14 protein-coding genes are annotated in these 16,457 nt (G+C 69.6%); 12 read left to right on the plus strand and 2 right to left on the minus strand.

Going from position 1 to position 16,457, the window contains the following annotated elements; genetic code table 11:
- Positions 1–111 precede the first annotated feature (111 nt).
- From OHS17_RS25480 to OHS17_RS25505, 6 genes are all read left to right on the plus strand, one after another.
- Complete coding sequence (locus tag OHS17_RS25480; RefSeq protein WP_330314015.1) at positions 112–1,419, plus strand: DUF4192 domain-containing protein; 1,308 nt, start codon at positions 112–114, stop codon at positions 1,417–1,419.
- 173 nt (positions 1,420–1,592) lie between these two features.
- Positions 1,593–2,357 carry an NUDIX hydrolase gene (locus OHS17_RS25485; RefSeq protein WP_018105349.1) on the plus strand — a complete coding sequence of 255 codons (765 nt, stop codon included), beginning with the start codon at positions 1,593–1,595 and terminating at the stop codon, positions 2,355–2,357.
- A 143-nt stretch (positions 2,358–2,500) separates the two neighbouring features.
- A complete protein-coding gene (locus tag OHS17_RS25490) occupies positions 2,501–4,273 on the plus strand; it encodes an ATP-binding cassette domain-containing protein (RefSeq protein ID WP_330314016.1) in 1,773 nt (590 codons plus the stop codon).
- A 136-nt stretch (positions 4,274–4,409) separates the two neighbouring features.
- Complete coding sequence (locus tag OHS17_RS25495) at positions 4,410–5,324, plus strand: FadR/GntR family transcriptional regulator (protein WP_330315351.1); 915 nt, start codon at positions 4,410–4,412, stop codon at positions 5,322–5,324.
- Positions 5,325–5,644: 320 nt separating this feature from the next.
- Positions 5,645–7,192: an RNA polymerase sigma factor gene (locus tag OHS17_RS25500; protein ID WP_026171823.1), complete on the plus strand. Its 1,548-nt coding sequence runs from the start codon at positions 5,645–5,647 to the stop codon at positions 7,190–7,192.
- Positions 7,193–7,357: 165 nt separating this feature from the next.
- The gene (locus tag OHS17_RS25505) at positions 7,358–8,188 is read left to right on the plus strand and encodes a S1 family peptidase (RefSeq protein ID WP_018105353.1); all 831 of its coding nucleotides are present in this window, start codon (positions 7,358–7,360) and stop codon (positions 8,186–8,188) included.
- Between the two features lie 103 nt (positions 8,189–8,291).
- On the opposite strand, the gene OHS17_RS25510 is transcribed toward OHS17_RS25505, so the two are convergent.
- Positions 8,292–8,522, minus strand: a complete 231-nt coding sequence (locus OHS17_RS25510; RefSeq protein WP_018105354.1) for a DUF7455 domain-containing protein — start codon at positions 8,520–8,522, stop codon at positions 8,292–8,294.
- Positions 8,523–8,956: 434 nt separating this feature from the next.
- On the opposite strand from OHS17_RS25510, the gene OHS17_RS25515 reads away from it, so the two are divergent.
- From OHS17_RS25515 to OHS17_RS25540, 6 genes are all read left to right on the plus strand, one after another.
- Entirely contained in the window at positions 8,957–11,077 is a 2,121-nt protein-coding gene (locus OHS17_RS25515; RefSeq protein WP_161211962.1) for a DNA gyrase/topoisomerase IV subunit B, read from the plus strand.
- 173 nt (positions 11,078–11,250) lie between these two features.
- The gene (locus OHS17_RS25520; RefSeq protein ID WP_330314017.1) at positions 11,251–11,769 is read left to right on the plus strand and encodes a DUF1453 domain-containing protein; all 519 of its coding nucleotides are present in this window, start codon (positions 11,251–11,253) and stop codon (positions 11,767–11,769) included.
- Positions 11,766–12,929, plus strand: coding sequence for a sensor histidine kinase (locus OHS17_RS25525; protein WP_330314018.1), 1,164 nt, complete (start codon positions 11,766–11,768; stop codon positions 12,927–12,929). Before OHS17_RS25520 ends, OHS17_RS25525 begins: the two co-directional genes overlap by 4 nt.
- Complete coding sequence (locus OHS17_RS25530; RefSeq protein ID WP_161211959.1) at positions 12,926–13,603, plus strand: response regulator; 678 nt, start codon at positions 12,926–12,928, stop codon at positions 13,601–13,603. Before OHS17_RS25525 ends, OHS17_RS25530 begins: the two co-directional genes overlap by 4 nt.
- A gap of 131 nt (positions 13,604–13,734) precedes the next feature.
- Entirely contained in the window at positions 13,735–14,178 is a 444-nt protein-coding gene (locus OHS17_RS25535) for a DUF485 domain-containing protein (protein ID WP_330315352.1), read from the plus strand.
- Entirely contained in the window at positions 14,175–15,767 is a 1,593-nt protein-coding gene (locus OHS17_RS25540) for a solute symporter family protein (RefSeq protein WP_330314019.1), read from the plus strand. The genes OHS17_RS25535 and OHS17_RS25540 overlap by 4 nt, the downstream gene beginning before the upstream one ends.
- A 19-nt stretch (positions 15,768–15,786) precedes the next feature.
- Here the strand turns inward: OHS17_RS25540 and OHS17_RS25545 are convergent, their stop codons facing one another.
- Positions 15,787–16,281 carry a hypothetical protein gene (locus OHS17_RS25545; protein ID WP_330314020.1) on the minus strand — a complete coding sequence of 165 codons (495 nt, stop codon included), beginning with the start codon at positions 16,279–16,281 and terminating at the stop codon, positions 15,787–15,789.
- Positions 16,282–16,457: the final 176 nt, after the last annotated feature.

Genomic DNA, 16,457 nt, shown 5'->3' on the forward strand with positions numbered 1-16,457 from the left:
GCCTCCCATGCAACCCGATGACTCCGACAACCGCGAACAGTCGATTACCCCCTGTGGATAAGTTATCCACAGGGGGTAGCGGAAATGTGTGGTCCGCGAGACGGTCGGGCCATGAACAAGCACCCCGAATCAATCGGTCCCTCCGAGGAACAGCAGATCACCCTGCGAGGACCGGCCGAGCTGGCCGACGCTCTCCCCTATCTGATGGGCTTCCACCCGAGCGACAGCGTGGTCATGGTCGCCCTGCACGGTGGCCGGGGCCGGTTCGGATCCAGGCTCAGGCTCGGCATCCCGCAGTCTCCGCTCGAATGGCCCACGGTCGCCGACCAGCTCGCCGAGTGCCTGATCAAAGGAAGCGAGCGCCGCGACGCCCGGCCCGACGCCATCGTCGCCTTCCTCTGCCAGGACCCGGTGGACGGCGAGACGGGGAATCAGACCATGGAGCGTCTGCGGCCGTTCGCCCAGCGGTTGCGTACGGCGTGCGGAGCGCTGGACGTACCCGTCCTCGAAGTGCTGTGCATCTCGGGGAACCGCTTCTGGTCCTATGTCTGCCCCGATGCCCGCTGCTGCCCGGCAGAAGGCAACCCGCTGGCCATGCCCGGCACCTCGGTGATGGCGGCGGCGGCCACCTACGCAGGCATTCAGGTACGGGGATCGCTGCGCGAGATGGAGGCGCGGCTCACCCCGCTCACCCGCACACCGGCCACCGCCCAACTACGCGCCCTGGATGCGGCGGGCAGTGCGATGGTGCCGTTGCTGCTCGACCAGGAACGCCGCCAGGAGGTCGGTGCTGAGACGCTGAAGCTCGCCGGCCGCCTGATCGACCGCCTCGGGAAGGCGCCCGCGACGACGCCATCACTCGCGGACTTCAACGACGACCGACTGATCAGCGACGAGGAGGCCGCGTCGATGATTCTCGGTCTCCAGGACAGGGAGACCCGCGACCGGGCGGCCGAGTGGATGGAAGGGCCGAAGGTGCATGCCGCTTTGCGGCTCTGGCGGGCGCTGGCCCGTCGCTGCGTCGCCCCGTACGAGGAACACGCCGCAGCTCCTCTCACCTTGGCGGGCTGGGTGTCCTGGTCGACCGGCGACGAACCGGCGGCGCGCGTCGCTCTGGGGCTCGCCCTGCGCCTCGATCCGCATTACACCTTCGCGCAACTGCTGCACGAGGCGTGCAACCAGGGGCTCGACCCGGAAACACTGCGTCGCTGTCTGCGAGGCGAGCGCAGCGAGCGGGCGGCCGTCCGGCACGGCCGGCGTGTGGAACGGGTCGCGGGGGCCCGTCCCGCACGGGTGAAGCCGGCCGGGCGCGCCAGGACGCGCCCTGGTTCCACTCGGCCCGGCCCGGGCACGGCGGAAAGGCGGCGGTCCGCCCGGCCCGGGGCACAAGGGCGTCGTGGGACCCGGACCGGCCGTTGAGATCAGTGCGGCGCCGGGACCCGGCGCCGCACACGAGGCCGGTCGTGCGCCCCACGTCGAGATGGGAATGTCCGGCCCTCGCTCTTCCGGACGCCCGGGAGCGGGCTCCGAGGCCGGTGAAGAGTCACCGGGAAGGGAGTGTTTATCGTCAGGAAGACGACTATGATCGCGGCATGCCGCCCTACGACCCGTCGACTTTTCCGCCGTTCGCCGTCACCGTCGACCTGGTGGTGCTCACGGTGCGTCGGCACGCCCTCTGCGCGCTGGTGGTACGCCGGGGTGAGACCCCGTTCCAGGGCAGGTGGGCACTGCCGGGCGGCTTCGTCAGGGCCGACGAGGATCTCGGCGCCGCAGCGGCGCGTGAGCTCGTCGAGGAGACCGGCCTGTGCGCGCAGGATCCGGCCGCCCCGGCCGTGGGCAACGGTGCCCACCTGGAACAGCTCGCTACGTACGGGGATCCCGCCCGGGACCCGAGGATGAGGGTGGTCAGCGTCGCCCATCTCGCGCTGGCCCCCGATCTGCCCGCTCCCAGGGCGGGCGGCGACGCGAACAGCGCGCGATGGGCGCCCGTCGAGGACCTGCTCGGCCCCGAGGGCGGCTACGCGCCGGACGGCGAGCATCAGGCACCGTTGGCCTTCGACCACGCGAGGATCCTCGCCGACGGGGTCGAGCGGGCCCGGTCCAAGATCGAGTACTCCTCGCTGGCCACGGCCTTCTGCCCGCCCGCCTTCACGGTCGGCGAGCTGCGCCGGGTGTACGAGGCGGTGTGGGGCGTGGTGCTGGATCCGCGGAACTTCCACCGCAAGGTGACGGGCACGCCGGGCTTTCTGGTGCCGACCGGGGGGACGACCACCCGGCAGGGGGGCCGCCCGGCTCAGCTGTTCCGGTCGGGCACGGCGACCGTGCTCAACCCGCCGATGCTGAGGCCCGAGGTCTAGGCCCTTCCCGCCCTCGGCGAGGGCCTGGGCGCCGCGCGCCCCACCTTGCGCAGAAAGTCCAATATGTCGGGTTATCGTGCTGCGGTACTCACTCGCCGCCGGGCGGCTCCGCCTTCGCCGTCCCCGTACCTGCGAGAGAAGCGATGCTCCAGGCCATCGGACTCACCAGCACCCCCTCCCGTGGACAAGCCCCCGCAGTGGACGACCTCACCTTCGACGCGGAGCCGGGATGCGTCACCGCACTGCTGGGGGCGCCGGGTTCCGGAAAGACCGCGGCCCTGCGGTTGATGCTCGAACTGGAGCCGGGCCGGGGGGTGACCTACTTCCGGGGCCGGCCGCTGCATCGCGTTCCGAACCCGGCCGGTGAGGTGGGAGTGGTGCTGGGCGATGTGCCGGGGCACCCCGCCCGCACCGTTCGAGGGCAACTCCGCATGCTCTGCGCCGCAGCCGGTGTGCCCGTATCCCGGGCTGACGAACTGCTCGACGCGGTGGGCCTCGCCGGTCTGCGGGATCAGCCCATCGCCGCGCTCTCCCTCGGCATGGACCGTCGGCTGGCGCTCGCCTGCGCATTGCTGGGGGACCCGCACACGCTCCTTCTGGACGATCCGGCCGAGGGTCTGGCGCCGAGAGAGGCCGACTGGCTGCACGGGATGCTGCGCTCCCACGCCGAGCGCGGCGGAACGGTGCTGTTCGCGACCAGGGACCCCAAGGAGGCCGCACGCTCGGCGGGCCATGTGGTCACCCTCGACGGTGGGCGCGTGGTCGCCGACCAGGACGGCGCGGCCTTTTCCCGTACCCGCCTGCGGCCTCGTGTGGCGGTCCGCTCCCCGCAGGCCGCCCGCCTCGCCGCGATCGTCAGCCGGGAAGCCCGTGCTGCCCGGCGGTCCGTGGAGGTCGTCGCCGAGGCGGCCGGCAACCGGCTCTCCGTGTATGGCAGCAGCTGTGCGGAAGTGGGTGACGCCGCGTTCCGGCACGGGCTTCCCGTTCACCAACTCGCCGACGAAGTGGGTGATATGCGTTCTGCGGGCGCGACCGAAGCCCCGGCCGGACGCCGCACTTCTGGTGACCACGCCGACGCCGCCTCCCGCACCCCACGCACCACCGCGAGGGGTGAGCTTCCACCGCCGATCAGGCGGCGCCCGGCCCGAGGGCCGTTGCGACCGGTGCGGTACGAACTGCGCCGCCTGTTCGGTGTGCGGACGACGGCCGTGATCCTGGGCGTCGTTCTGGCCGTTTCCGCGGGTCTCTCCGTACTGCTGGCCCGCGACGGCCGTACCCCGCTCGTCCATGTCATCGCCGCCTGGCCCTCGCTGCTGCCGCTTCCTCCAGCCGCACTCGGGGCCGGCCTCATCGGGGCGCTCTCCTTCGGCGACGAGTTCCGCTATCCAGCACTCGCCGCCGGTCGGGGAAGTGTGCCCCGCAGACTCGGGCTGCTCCTCGCCAAGCTGGCGGTGTCCGGGGGAGTCGCCCTCCTGCTGGCGCTGTTCGTCGCGCTGGCCTCGGCTGCGACCCTGCGCGTCGTGTACGGCGGGAGCCTGCTCGACGTCCCCTCGAACGTGGTGTCGCTGGCGGTGAGCTGGTCCGCCCTGACCGTCGGCTGTGCCTGGGCCGGGCTGCTGGCCGCCGGCGTCTTCCGGGTGACGACCGCGGGCATCGCCGCCGTACTCGCCGTACCTGTGGTCATGGTGCCGCTCGTCGAGCGAATGCCGAAAATGGCGAGCACGCGTTCGATGTCCGGGCTTCCGGGCCGGCTGCGGGACCTGGCCTGGCTCCAGTGGCCGGGGGAGGCGGACCGGTGGATGTTGGCCGGCGCGAGGATCGTGGCACAGCCCGTGGGGGTGGCCCTGGCCCTCTCTCTGTCGGCCCTGACCTGCGCGTTTCTTCTCACCAGCCTTCGGGGGAGGGTGCGTTGGTGAGCGTGCGGCGCGGCCGGAGGCGACCTCTTCGTAAGCCCTACTGTGAAACGTCCGGTTTATACCAGTAAGGCGTCAATTGAGGGGCGGGTGCCGATCACCCTTTCGTGTGCTTTTCAGCAAAGACCTCAAGGGGCGGATGGGACCCGCCGACAAAGGATGCGTGAGTACCCTTGCGCACACCATGATGACCACCGCCCGCTCCGCCGATTCCGGCCTCGCCGGCCCGGGCGAACTCGACCGTTACCCGTACGCGGAGTCGCCGGCCGGCGAGCGCGCCGCCGCGCGCTCCTGGGGCGGTGCCGAAGCCGAACTCGGCCGGGTGGGCCGACGGGGCTCGGCCAGCCGCGGCCGCGGGCTCCACGGCCAACTTGTTCAGCAGTTGGGGCAGATGATCGTGTCCGGCGACCTCGGTGCGGACCGCCCGCTGGTGCCCGAGGAGATCGGCCAGCGTTTCGAGGTTTCCCGGACCGTCGTGCGCGAATCGCTGCGCGTACTGGAGGCGAAGGGACTGGTCAGTGCCCGCCCCAATGTCGGTACCCGAGTGCGGCCGGTCAGCGACTGGAATCTGCTCGATCCCGACATCATCGAATGGCGCGCCTTCGGCCCGCAGCGCGATGACCAGCGCCGTGAGCTGGGTGATCTCAGGTGGACGATCGAGCCACTTGCCGCCCGCCTTGCCGCAGGACATGGGCGTGAGGATCTTCAGCAGCGCCTTGTCGACATGGTCGAGATCATGGGACACGCGCTCGGTCAGGGCGACATGATCACGTGCGCCCGTGCCGACGCGGAGTTCCACGCCCTGCTCATCCAGGCCGCGGGCAACCGCATGCTGGAGCACCTTTCCGGGATCGTCTCCGCGGCGCTGCAGGTGTCCGGCGGCCCGGCCACCGCGTGCGACCGGCCCAGTGAGGCCTCGCTCGCCCTGCACGCGCGCATCGTGGACGCCCTCGCGTCCGGCGACTCGGCGGGCGCCGAGTCGGCCATGCGCCAGTTGCTGGTCGGGCACCACGAGACGGAACGCGTGGTGCCGGCGCCGCGCGAGCAGCACTGACTGAGGCGCGGGCAGGTGTACGAGCCACGTGCCGTCGGACCCCGGTGGTCCGGCGGCACAGGGCGGAGAGATGTCGCCTTGGTCGTGTTCATCGCAAATGGGGTGTGACTCGGGCCACGCGGAACGGCCGTAACACTCCATGAAACAGCGCGATGACTTAAGAGGTGACCGTCGCAGAAGGAATACAGCAGCCGTCCAGGGCGCTGTGCAGTTCTGAGGCCAAGCCCGCGCCGTCGGTGCATTCCCCGCCCGTCGGTCGTCGGTTCCAGCCCTCTCCGGGCCGGACCGGAAGCCGTTTCCATCGTTCCGAGAGGTTGTTCGTGTCGGCCAGCACATCCCGTACGCTCCCGCCGGAGATCGCCGAGTCCGAATCTGTGATGGCGCTCATTGAGCGGGGAAAGGCTGATGGGCAGATCGCCGGCGATGACGTGCGTCGGGCCTTCGAGGCTGACCAGATTCCGCCAACCCAGTGGAAGAACGTTCTGCGCAGCCTCAACCAGATCCTCGAGGAAGAGGGTGTGACGCTGATGGTCAGTGCCGCGGAGCCGTCGAAGCGCGCCCGCAAGAGCGTTGCAGCGAAGAGCCCGGCCAAGCGCACCGCCACCAAGACCGTCGCGGCCAAGACGACGGTGACGCGGACTGTGGCGGCGCCCGCCGCACCGTCCGCCGAGCCCGCGGACCCGGCGGCCGAGGAGGCTCCCGCTGCCGCTCCCGCGAAGAAGGCCGCAGCCAAGAAGACGGCAGCCAAGAAGACCGCCGTGAAGAAGACGGCGGCCAAGAAGACGGCCTCCAAGAAGGCCGGCAAGCAGGACGAGGAGATTCTCGACGGCGACGACGTCGTCGAGGAGGTCAAGGCCGGCAAGGGCGAGGAAGAGGAGGGCGAGGGCGAGAACAAGGGCTTCGTCCTCTCCGACGACGACGAGGACGACGCGCCCGCGCAGCAGGTCGCCGTCGCCGGTGCCACCGCCGACCCGGTCAAGGACTACCTCAAGCAGATCGGTAAGGTCCCGCTCCTCAACGCCGAGCAGGAGGTCGAGCTCGCCAAGCGCATCGAGGCGGGTCTGTTCGCCGAGGACAAGCTGGCGAACTCCGACAAGCTCGCTCCCAAGCTCAAGCGCGAGCTGGAGATCATCGCCGAGGACGGCCGTCGCGCCAAGAACCACCTGCTGGAGGCCAACCTCCGCCTCGTGGTGTCGCTGGCCAAGCGTTACACCGGCCGCGGCATGCTCTTCCTGGACCTGATCCAGGAGGGCAACCTCGGTCTGATCCGCGCGGTGGAGAAGTTCGACTACACCAAGGGCTACAAGTTCTCCACGTACGCCACCTGGTGGATTCGTCAGGCGATCACCCGCGCCATGGCCGACCAGGCACGCACCATCCGTATCCCGGTGCACATGGTCGAGGTCATCAACAAGCTGGCCCGTGTCCAGCGCCAGATGCTCCAGGACCTGGGCCGCGAGCCCACCCCGGAGGAGCTGGCCAAGGAACTCGACATGACCCCCGAGAAGGTCATCGAGGTCCAGAAGTACGGTCGTGAGCCGATCTCCCTCCACACCCCGCTGGGTGAGGACGGGGACAGCGAGTTCGGTGACCTGATCGAGGACTCCGAGGCGGTCGTCCCGGCTGACGCGGTGAGCTTCACGCTCCTCCAGGAACAGCTCCACTCGGTCCTGGACACGCTGTCCGAGCGCGAGGCGGGCGTGGTCTCCATGCGCTTCGGCCTCACCGACGGACAGCCGAAGACGCTGGACGAGATCGGCAAGGTCTACGGCGTGACGCGCGAGCGCATCCGTCAGATCGAGTCCAAGACCATGTCGAAGCTGCGCCACCCGTCGCGCTCGCAGGTTCTGCGCGACTACCTCGACTAGGCCGCAACGGCGTCATGACGCGGCGAGGGCCCGGATCCCCCAGGGGATCCGGGCCCTCGCCGCGTCGCGTTCCGCTCTTCACGTGAGGAGCGGAACGGAGGTGCGCATCGGTGTCGCTGGAATGACTCTGGGTAGGCATGGTCCATCACAGAGTCAGGAGTACGCATGTCCCGCACTGTCGTCCGCACCTTGACCGGGGCGCTCGCCCTTGCCGCCACCACGGCCGTGATACCGCTCGCTTCCCCTGCTTCGGCGGCCACCGACAGCATCATCATCGGAGGTCAGCCGGCCCACGTGGCGGACAGCCCCTGGGTGGTGGCGCTGTCCAGCCGTGACCGGTTCGGGGGTACCCGGGCCGGTCAGTTCTGCGGCGGTGTCGTGGTGGAGCCGAAGAAGGTGCTCACCGCCGCCCACTGCCTGAGCCGGGAAGCGCTGGGCACCGACGTGGACCAGGTGAGCGATCTGCGGATCATCTCCGGCCGGGACGAGCTGAACGGCACGGGCGGCAAGGAGATCCCGGTGAGCGGGACGTGGGTGAACCCCGGGTTCGACGCCACCACCAACAGCGGGGACGTCGCCGTACTCACGCTGTCCGAGGCGCTGCCTCAGGGAGACACGATCCCCCTGGCCGAGGCGGGTGACTCGGCGTACAAGGCGGGGACACCCGCCGTCGTCTACGGCTGGGGCGACACCACCGGGTACGGCGACTACGCGTCGTCGCTCAGGTCCGCCCAGGTGGACATCCTGCCCGACAGTTCGTGCAAGCAGGCATACCCGGGCGGCAGCACGGGCACGTACGAGGCCTCATCAATGCTCTGCGCGGGCGAACCCGAGGGCGGGTACGACGCCTGCCAGGGGGACAGCGGAGGGCCTCTGGTGGCGCAGGGGAGGCTCGTGGGGCTGGTGTCCTGGGGGAACGGCTGCGGGCGTGCCGGGAGCCCCGGTGTCTACACGCGGATCTCCGCCGCCATCGGCTGGATGGCGAACGCCGGCTGACGGCGCGGGCTCCGCAGGTACGAGAACGGGCGGCTTCCCTCACGGGAGGCCGCCCGTCGGCCGGTCCGGGACCGGCCCCTGGCTCGTCGTGGATGCAGAGGTGTCAGTGTTCCTCTTCGGCGGCTTGGGCCTGCACGGCCGTCAGTCGGTCCGTCTCATCCTGTATTTCCGCGGCGATCTTCTTGAGTTCCGGCTCGAACTTGCGACCGTGGTGGGCGCAGAAGAGCAGTTCACCGCCACTGATCAGCACGACGCGCAGGTAAGCCTGGGCGCCGCAACGGTCACAGCGGTCTGCTGCGGTCAGCGGGCTCGCGGGGGTCAGAACAGTAGTCACGTCGCCTCTTCTCTAGCTCGACGAGCTGTCGTACCAGGGTCAACATCCAACCAGGCCGAAAACGTTCCCGCTCGTGGCTTTTCTTCGAAACTTCTTCTCGGGATGGCTGTCTGTTGCCGGTTCGCGGCGAATGTGCCGTATTGCGTGGCGCTACGGGTTTCGCGTTGCTTGGCTTGGTCAGTCCGGGCCGGCTGGCTTGCCGGTTGTTGATGAGGACGTGCCCGGAGCCTAAATGGTTCATGCCTGGAAGGGAACGTGATGTGCACGTCACCCCTGCGAGGGGATCGAACATGTATACGAGTCTGGTTTAGGGTGAGGTTCTTCTAGGGTGGCGTTTCACCCGCTCTACCAGGCATCGGTACCCTCACAGCGGCACCGAAGCCGAGCCCGTGACCCACAGGGCCCCAAATGAAATTCAGCGAGGAGCGAACCGCGTGACCGCCGATACGTCCGTGCCGTCCACTGCGCTGCTGACCGGAGCAGACCGAGACGGTTCCAACTACACCGCGCGGCACCTGCTCGTACTCGAGGGGCTCGAAGCGGTTCGCAAGCGCCCGGGTATGTACATCGGGTCCACCGACAGCCGCGGTCTGATGCACTGCCTCTGGGAGATCATCGACAACTCCGTCGACGAAGCGCTCGGCGGCTACTGCGATCACATCGAGGTCGTACTCCACGACGACAACTCCGTCGAGGTCCGGGACAACGGCCGGGGCATCCCGATCGACGTCGAGCCCAAGACGGGTCTTTCCGGCGTCGAGGTCGTCATGACCAAGCTGCACGCCGGAGGCAAATTCGGCGGCGGCTCCTACGCCGCGTCCGGAGGGCTGCACGGTGTGGGCGCCTCCGTGGTCAACGCTCTCTCCGCCAGGCTCGACGTCGAGGTCGACCGCAACAGCGCGACCCACTCGATCAGCTTCCGGCGTGGTGTCCCGGGGATCTTCACCGAGCAGGGCCCGGACAGCCCGTTCGACCCGGCCAACGGGCTGCGCAAGGGCAAGCGTGTCCCGAAGACGCGCACCGGCACGCGGGTGCGGTACTGGGCCGACCGGCAGATCTTCCTCAAGGACGCCAAGCTCAACCTGGAGACGCTTCACCAGCGGGCCCGCCAGACGGCCTTCCTCGTCCCCGGCCTGACCCTCGTCGTGCGCGACGAGCGTGGCCTGGACGGAGCGGGCAAGACGGAGGAGACCTTCCGCTTCGACGGAGGCATCAGCGAGTTCTGCGAGTACCTGGCCCAGGACAAGGCCGTCTGCGACGTCCTGCGCCTGACCGGTCAGGGCACCTTCAAGGAGACCGTCCCGGTCCTGGACGACCGCGGACACATGACGCCCACCGAGGTCACCCGTGAGCTGGGCGTGGACATCGCGCTGCGCTGGGGCACCGGGTACGAGACCAACGTGAAGTCGTTCGTCAACATCATCGCCACCCCCAAGGGCGGCACCCACGTGACCGGATTCGAGCGCTCCGTGACCAAGACGGTCAACGAGGTGCTGCGCTCCGCGAAGCTGCTGCGCGTGGCGGAGGACGACATCGTCAAGGACGACGCCCTCGAAGGCCTCACCGCGGTCGTGACCGTGCGCCTCGCGGAGCCGCAGTTCGAGGGCCAGACGAAGGAGGTGCTTGGCACCTCGGCGGCCAACAGGATCGTCGCCAACGTGGTGGCCAAGGAGCTCAAGGCGTTCCTGACCTCCACCAAGCGTGACGCGAAGGCCCAGGCCAGGGCCGTCCTCGACAAGGCGGTGGCGGCCGCTCGCACCCGGATCGCGGCCCGTCAGCACAAGGATGCGCAGCGTCGCAAAACGGCGCTGGAGTCGTCCTCCCTGCCGGCGAAGCTCGCGGACTGCCGCAGCGACGACGTGGAGCGCAGCGAACTGTTCATCGTGGAGGGCGACTCCGCGCTCGGTACTGCAAAGCTCGCCCGGAACAGCGAGTTCCAGGCACTCCTGCCGATCCGCGGCAAGATCCTCAACGTTCAGAAGGCGTCGGTTTCCGACATGCTGAAGAACGCCGAGTGCGGTGCGATCATCCAGGTCATAGGAGCCGGCTCCGGGCGCACCTTCGACATCGACGCCGCCCGGTACGGCAAGATCGTCCTGCTGGTCGACGCCGATGTCGACGGCGCCCACATCCGGATCCTGCTGCTGACGCTCTTCCAGCGGTACATGCGGCCGATGGTCGAAGCGGGCCGGGTCTTCGCCGCCGTGCCGCCGCTTCACCGGATCGAACTGGTCCAGCCCAAGAAGGGCCAGGACAAATACATCTACACCTACTCCGACAACGAGCTGCGCCAGCGGCTGCTGGAGCTTCAGCGCAAGAACATCCGCTACAAGGACTCGATCCAGCGCTACAAGGGGCTGGGCGAGATGGACGCGGACCAGCTGGCGGAGACGACGATGGACCCCCGGCACCGCACGCTGCGGCGGATCAACATCGGCGACCTGGAGTCCAGCGAGAAGGTCTTCGACCTGCTGATGGGCAACGAGGTGGCGCCGCGCAAGGAGTTCATCACCAGCTCGGCGGCGACGCTGGACCGCTCGCGCATCGACGTCTGAGCGTCCGTTCCGAGGCCCGGCCGGTGTTCCGGCGCGGGGCGGGCCCGAGATGTCGTCTCCACCCGTGGGTGGAGACGACATCTCCACCCATGATCCACCCGGGAGCCGATCTGCTCGGCTGGGCTCCTCCGTAGCTTCGGAGATGCAGAACTTCTCGCATCTCGGAGGCGCCCATGTCCGGGCTTGTCAACGCCCTGGTGATCATCGCGGTCATCGCCCTCGTCGTGGTCCGTCAGTGCTCGGCGCAACAGCTCTCCGGCGGCCGGCGCTGGTGGCTGCTCCCCGGCGTTCTGTGCTTCATGGCTCTGCGGGAGCCCGGACTCGTGGACCCGCACCATCGGATAGCCTCTGCCGTCATTCTGGGCGCCGAGATCGTCGTCGGGCTGGTCACGGGTGCCGGATGGGCGTGGACATCCCGCGTCTGGCGGGCTGAGGACGGCTCCCTGTGGAGCAAGGGGACCAAGGCCACGGCTCTGGTCTGGGTCGGCGGACTGGCCCTGCGGGCGGCTCTGTACGGCGTCGCGGTGTTGCTGGGCGTGCATCAGGGCAGCCCCGCCCTGATGGCGGCTCTCGCGGCGACTCTGCTGATACGGGAGGGGCTGCTGGCACGCCGGGCCGCAGCGATATCCGGGCCTCACGACGGGCCTGTCGTCGGCGCCGCGGTGCGGCAGGAGTGGAAGGACAGCGTGTGACACCCGATGCCTGGACGAGCTGGCCGTCGAGGGAGGCGCTCGCCCGGGAAGCCCGCAGCGGCCCGCGTAGAGTGATCGGCTGGTCCGTGCGGGCCAGCCTGCTCACCCTGATGCTGTGGGGGACCTTCACCAACGGGCTGTTCGGGCCCTTGGAGGTTGTCGTCGGGCTGATCGTGGTGCTCGTCTGCGCACTGCTCGCCGTCGCCTTCTTCCGGACAAGTCTCGACAACCGCCTGTGGCCGTCGCTCGGTCTGCTCGGGATGCTCATGCTGGCCGGATTCGGTGCGGGGCAGGCGGGGGCGACGGTGCCCGCGACGGTGCTCTGGTGCGGCTGCGCCGTCACCGCTCTGGAACGGCTGCCCCTGGTGGCGGGAGTTCCGGCCACAGCGGTGGCCCTCGGCGCCTACGTGGTGGTCGACACCGACGACTGGCTGACCACCGCGGTGACCACGGCCGGGCTCTGCCTCGCCGGTTATGTGCTCCGGCTGGACGCCGAGGCCCGTGGCAGTGCGCAACGGCTGCTCGCCCAGGAACGGGCGGCCCGGGTCGCGGAGGCGGAGCGGGCCGCGTTGGACGAGCGTTCCAGGATCGCCCGGGAGATCCACGACGTGCTGGCCCACAGCCTTTCCGCGCAGCTGGTGCACCTGGAAGCCGCACGCCTGCTGATCGAGCGAGAGCCCGTGGGGGAGTTCCGGGATCAGGTTCTGCAACGGGTGGTCGCGGCCCGGGCGATGGCGCGAGAGGGCCTCTCCGAGACCCATCAGGCGCTCTCCGCGCTACGGGGCGAGGTGTCACCCGTGGAGGAGTTCCTGAGGCAGCTGGTGACCGCTGAGCCGGCCGAGGTCAGGGTCGAGGGCGCGCAGCGCACCCTGACCGCGCAGGCGTCGCAGACCGTCCGGCGGGTGGCGCAGGAGGCCCTGACCAACGTGCGCAAGCACGCGCCCGGAGCCAGGGTGCAGCTCCGGCTGGAGTACCAGCCCGACTGCGTCGTGCTGGAGGTCAAGGACTCGGGAGGGCGGAGTCCGGAAGGGGACCTGGCTGCCAGCGGTTCCGGATACGGTCTGCTCGGGATGCGGGAGCGGGCCGAGTTGCTGGGCGGCACGCTGGAGGCAGGCCCGGGCGAGGAGGGGTTCGTGGTGAGTCTGCGGGTGCCCGCGTGACGGCGCGGGTGGTGGTGGCCGACGACCAGGCGGTGGTACGGGAAGGCATCGTCATGCTGCTCGGTCTGCTGCCCGGTATCGAGGTCGTCGGATCGGCGAAGGACGGGGAGGAAGCGGTCGCGCAGGTCGCCGAGCACGCGCCGGACGTGGTGCTGATGGATCTGCGGATGCCCCGCTGCGACGGGGTGGAGGCGACCCGGCGCATCCGTGAGGAGTTCCCCGGCACGCAGGTCGTGGTGCTCACGACCTTCGCGGACGACGACTCCCTGTTCCCCGCGCTCAGAGCGGGGGCGCGGGGCTACCTCACCAAGGACGCCGGGGGTGACGAGATCGTGAGGGCCGTCCACGCCGTCCTCTCGGGTGAGGCGGGGCTCTCGCCGACGGTGCAGCGCCGGCTCCTGGAGCAGGTGACCGAGGGGCCCCTCGTGACCGGTGGCGGCGGTGAGCCGGAGCCGCCGGACGGGATGACTCCGCGGGAGGCCGAGGTGCTGGTCCTGATCGCCGAGGGGATGTCCAACGCGGACATCGCCCGTGCCCTCCACATCTCGCAGGCCACGGTGAAGAGCCACATCAACAACCTTTTCGCCAAGGCCGGCCTGCGCGACCGGGCCCAGGCGGTGCGCTATGCGTACCAGCGGGGGATGGTGCGCCCGCCCGGGAGATCCTTCACCTGAAGAGGTGAAGTCTCGCGAATGAAGTGCCCTGGATCTTCCCGATCTGCCCATTCTTGGATATGCGGCCGAAGTGGTCCGTGGACAAGGGGAGTTGTTCGGTGGAGAAGGAAGCAGGGCGCGAGTCCGCAGCGATGCGGCTCGACGACCCGTGGGACGACGCGCTGACCCCCGGGTGGGGCGAGCCGGACGGCGCGGCCGGCCCCACGCCCGCCGTGGTGCCCGGACAGGCCGCACCGCGCGGTGGCCACAGCGCGGCCGACATCTATCTGGAGGTGCAGCGCAGCGAGGCGTTCCAGGAGGTGCGCCGTCGCTACCGGCGTTTCGTCGTACCCGCCACCACGGCCTTCCTCGTCTGGTACCTCGCCTATGTCGTCACGGCGGTGACCGCACCCGGGCTGATGGCGCGGCCGGTGGCCGGGGCGGTCAATGTGGCGATGGTCGTGGGGCTCGGCCAGTTCCTGACGACGTTCCTGCTCACCGGGGCGTACGCACGGCATGCCCGGCTGCGCAGGGACCGGGCCGCGCTCGATCTGCGGTGGGAGACGCAGGAGATGACGCGGGGGGCCGGGCGTTGAGAGGCGACCACCAGACCCTGGCGCTGCTGCTGTTCAGCGCCTTCATCGCGGTCACCCTGGGTATCACCACCTGGGTGAGCCGCAACAGGCATGGTTCGGCGGAAGAGTTCTACGCGGGCGGCCGACTGTTCTCACCCATGGAGAACGGTTTCGCCATCGCGGGCGACTACATGTCCGCCGCCTCCTTCCTCGGTATCTCCGGGCTGATCGCCCTGTTCGGCTACGACGGCATGCTGTACTCGGTCGGCTTCCTGGTCGCCTGGCTCGTCGTCCTGCTGCTCGTCGCGGAACTCGTGCGCAACTGCGGCCGGTTCACCCTCGCCGATGTGGTCGCGGCCCGGATGGCGGAGCGCCCGGTCCGCATTGCCGCGGGAACGTCCTCCGTCACCGTGTCCGTGCTCTATCTGGTGGCGCAGATGGTCGGTGCCGGGAGTCTGGTCGCGCTGCTTCTCGGCGGCACGAGCGGTGCCGCCCGTTCCTGGACCGTCGTCGGCGTCGGGGCGCTCATGGTCGTGTACGTCTCGCTCGGCGGGATGCGCGCCACCACCTGGATCCAGATCGTGAAGGCCGTCCTGCTGATGGCGGGCACCGTGGTGCTGACCGTGCTCGTGCTGGTCCACTTCCACGGGAACTTCAACGCGTTGCTCAACTCCGCCGCCGACCGCAGCGGGTACGGCAAGGACTTCCTGTCGCCCGGACTCCGGTACGGGGGGAGCTGGACGGCGCGCATCGACTTCATCAGCCTCGGCCTCGCCCTGGTGCTGGGCACGGCGGGGCTGCCGCACATCCTGTCCCGCTTCTACACCGTCCCCACCGCCCGCGCCGCCCGCCGGTCCGTCGTCTGGTCCATCGGCCTCATCGGCAGCTTCTACCTGATGACGATCGTGCTCGGGTTCGGGGCCGCCGCGCTGGTCGGCTCGGCCGACGTACGGGAGTCGAATGCCGCGGGGAACACGGCGGTGCCGTTGCTGGCCATGGTGCTCGGCGGGGGTGAGGGCTCCACCGGGGGGACGATCCTGTTCGCCGTGGTCGCCGCCGTCGCCTTCGCGACCATCCTGGCCGTCGTCGCCGGGATCACCCTCGCTTCGTCGGCATCCGTCGCCCACGATCTCTACGCCTCGCTCAAGCGACCCGGTGCCAAGCAGCGCAGCGAGGTGGCCGTCGCCCGTGTCGCGGCGGCAGGCATCGGCGTCGCCGCGATCGGGCTGGGCCTGCTCGCCCAGGATCTCAACGTCGCGTTTTTGGTGGGGCTCGCCTTCGCCGTCGCCGCCTCGGCCAATCTCCCGGTCCTGCTCTATTCGCTGTTCTGGCGGAACTTCACCACGCGCGGTGCGGTCTGGTCCGTCTACGGCGGGCTGATCCCCGCCGTGTTGCTCGTGGTGCTCTCCCCGGTCGTTTCCGGCAGCCCCAGCTCGCTCTTCCCCGGCGTCGACTTCCACGTCTTCCCCCTGGAGAACCCCGGCCTGGTCTCCATCCCGCTGGGCTTCCTCGCCGGATGGATCGGGACCGTCACCGCGAACGAGCCCCCGGACGCGGCCAAGCACGCGGAGATCGAGGTGCGCGCGATGACCGGGGCCGGGGCGGTCTGAGCGCTCGTCTCCCCGGCAGTCAGACCCCATCCGTGCAGAACACGCACTCCTCCCAGAACGGCAGCCCGTTCAGGACCCGGTGACGTACGCAGGAGGCCCGCGCGGCCTCCTGCGGGCCAGGCAGGACCTCTTGGCCGGCCTTCGCGGCCGCGGGGTCGAAGGCTTCGACCATCGCCCGGTACGTGCGCAGGTAGCCCTCTGCCCGGGGCGGTTCGTACGTGAGCTCGTCCCACCGGTGATGGGTCAGGGCCAGATCGAGGACCCGCAGCAGGAAGTCCTTGGCCGCGGCGGCCTCCTGCGGCGAGTCGCCCCAGTCGAGCTCCTCCAGATCGAAACCGACGACTCCGCGCCCCACCACGTTCTGGTTCTGCAGCGTCAGGAGGGCGGCGAAGCGGAAATCCCAGGGTTCCCGGGCCAGCTCCGAGACGGCGAACGTCAGTACGTCCACGAACACCGCCGTACCGCCGTTGGTCAGGGACAGATGCCGGCCGTCGGATCCCTCGAACTCGTTCATGTTCTCGAGGGTATGGGCAGCTCGACTCACGCCCCGAGGGGTGCCTGGGCCGGGCGGTGGCGGGTACGGTGGCGCCGATGAGGGAGCGGAGCGGCGGCCTGCGGAGACTTGCTGAAATTCATCTCTGATTCCGACCCCACGCAATCTGCTTGCGTTTCTTGCGCTAATCTTGCGCG

Source organism: Streptomyces sp. NBC_00523, assembly GCF_036346615.1.
In the GTDB taxonomy this organism is placed as follows: Bacteria; Actinomycetota; Actinomycetes; order Streptomycetales; family Streptomycetaceae; genus Streptomyces.

What these genes read in the sequence shown, in the direction of transcription:
- OHS17_RS25480 (WP_330314015.1), top strand. Translation starts at nt 112, where the DNA reads ATGAACAAGCACCCCGAATCAATCGGTCCCTCCGAGGAACAGCAGATC.
- OHS17_RS25485 (WP_018105349.1), top strand. Translation starts at nt 1,593, where the DNA reads ATGCCGCCCTACGACCCGTCGACTTTTCCGCCGTTCGCCGTCACCGTC.
- OHS17_RS25490 (WP_330314016.1), top strand. Translation starts at nt 2,501, where the DNA reads ATGCTCCAGGCCATCGGACTCACCAGCACCCCCTCCCGTGGACAAGCC.
- OHS17_RS25495 (WP_330315351.1), top strand. Translation starts at nt 4,410, where the DNA reads ATGGGACCCGCCGACAAAGGATGCGTGAGTACCCTTGCGCACACCATG.
- OHS17_RS25505 (WP_018105353.1), top strand. Translation starts at nt 7,358, where the DNA reads ATGTCCCGCACTGTCGTCCGCACCTTGACCGGGGCGCTCGCCCTTGCC.
- OHS17_RS25520 (WP_330314017.1), top strand. Translation starts at nt 11,251, where the DNA reads ATGTCCGGGCTTGTCAACGCCCTGGTGATCATCGCGGTCATCGCCCTC.
- OHS17_RS25535 (WP_330315352.1), top strand. Translation starts at nt 13,735, where the DNA reads ATGCGGCTCGACGACCCGTGGGACGACGCGCTGACCCCCGGGTGGGGC.
- OHS17_RS25545 (WP_330314020.1), bottom strand. Translation starts at nt 16,281, where the DNA reads ATGAACGAGTTCGAGGGATCCGACGGCCGGCATCTGTCCCTGACCAAC.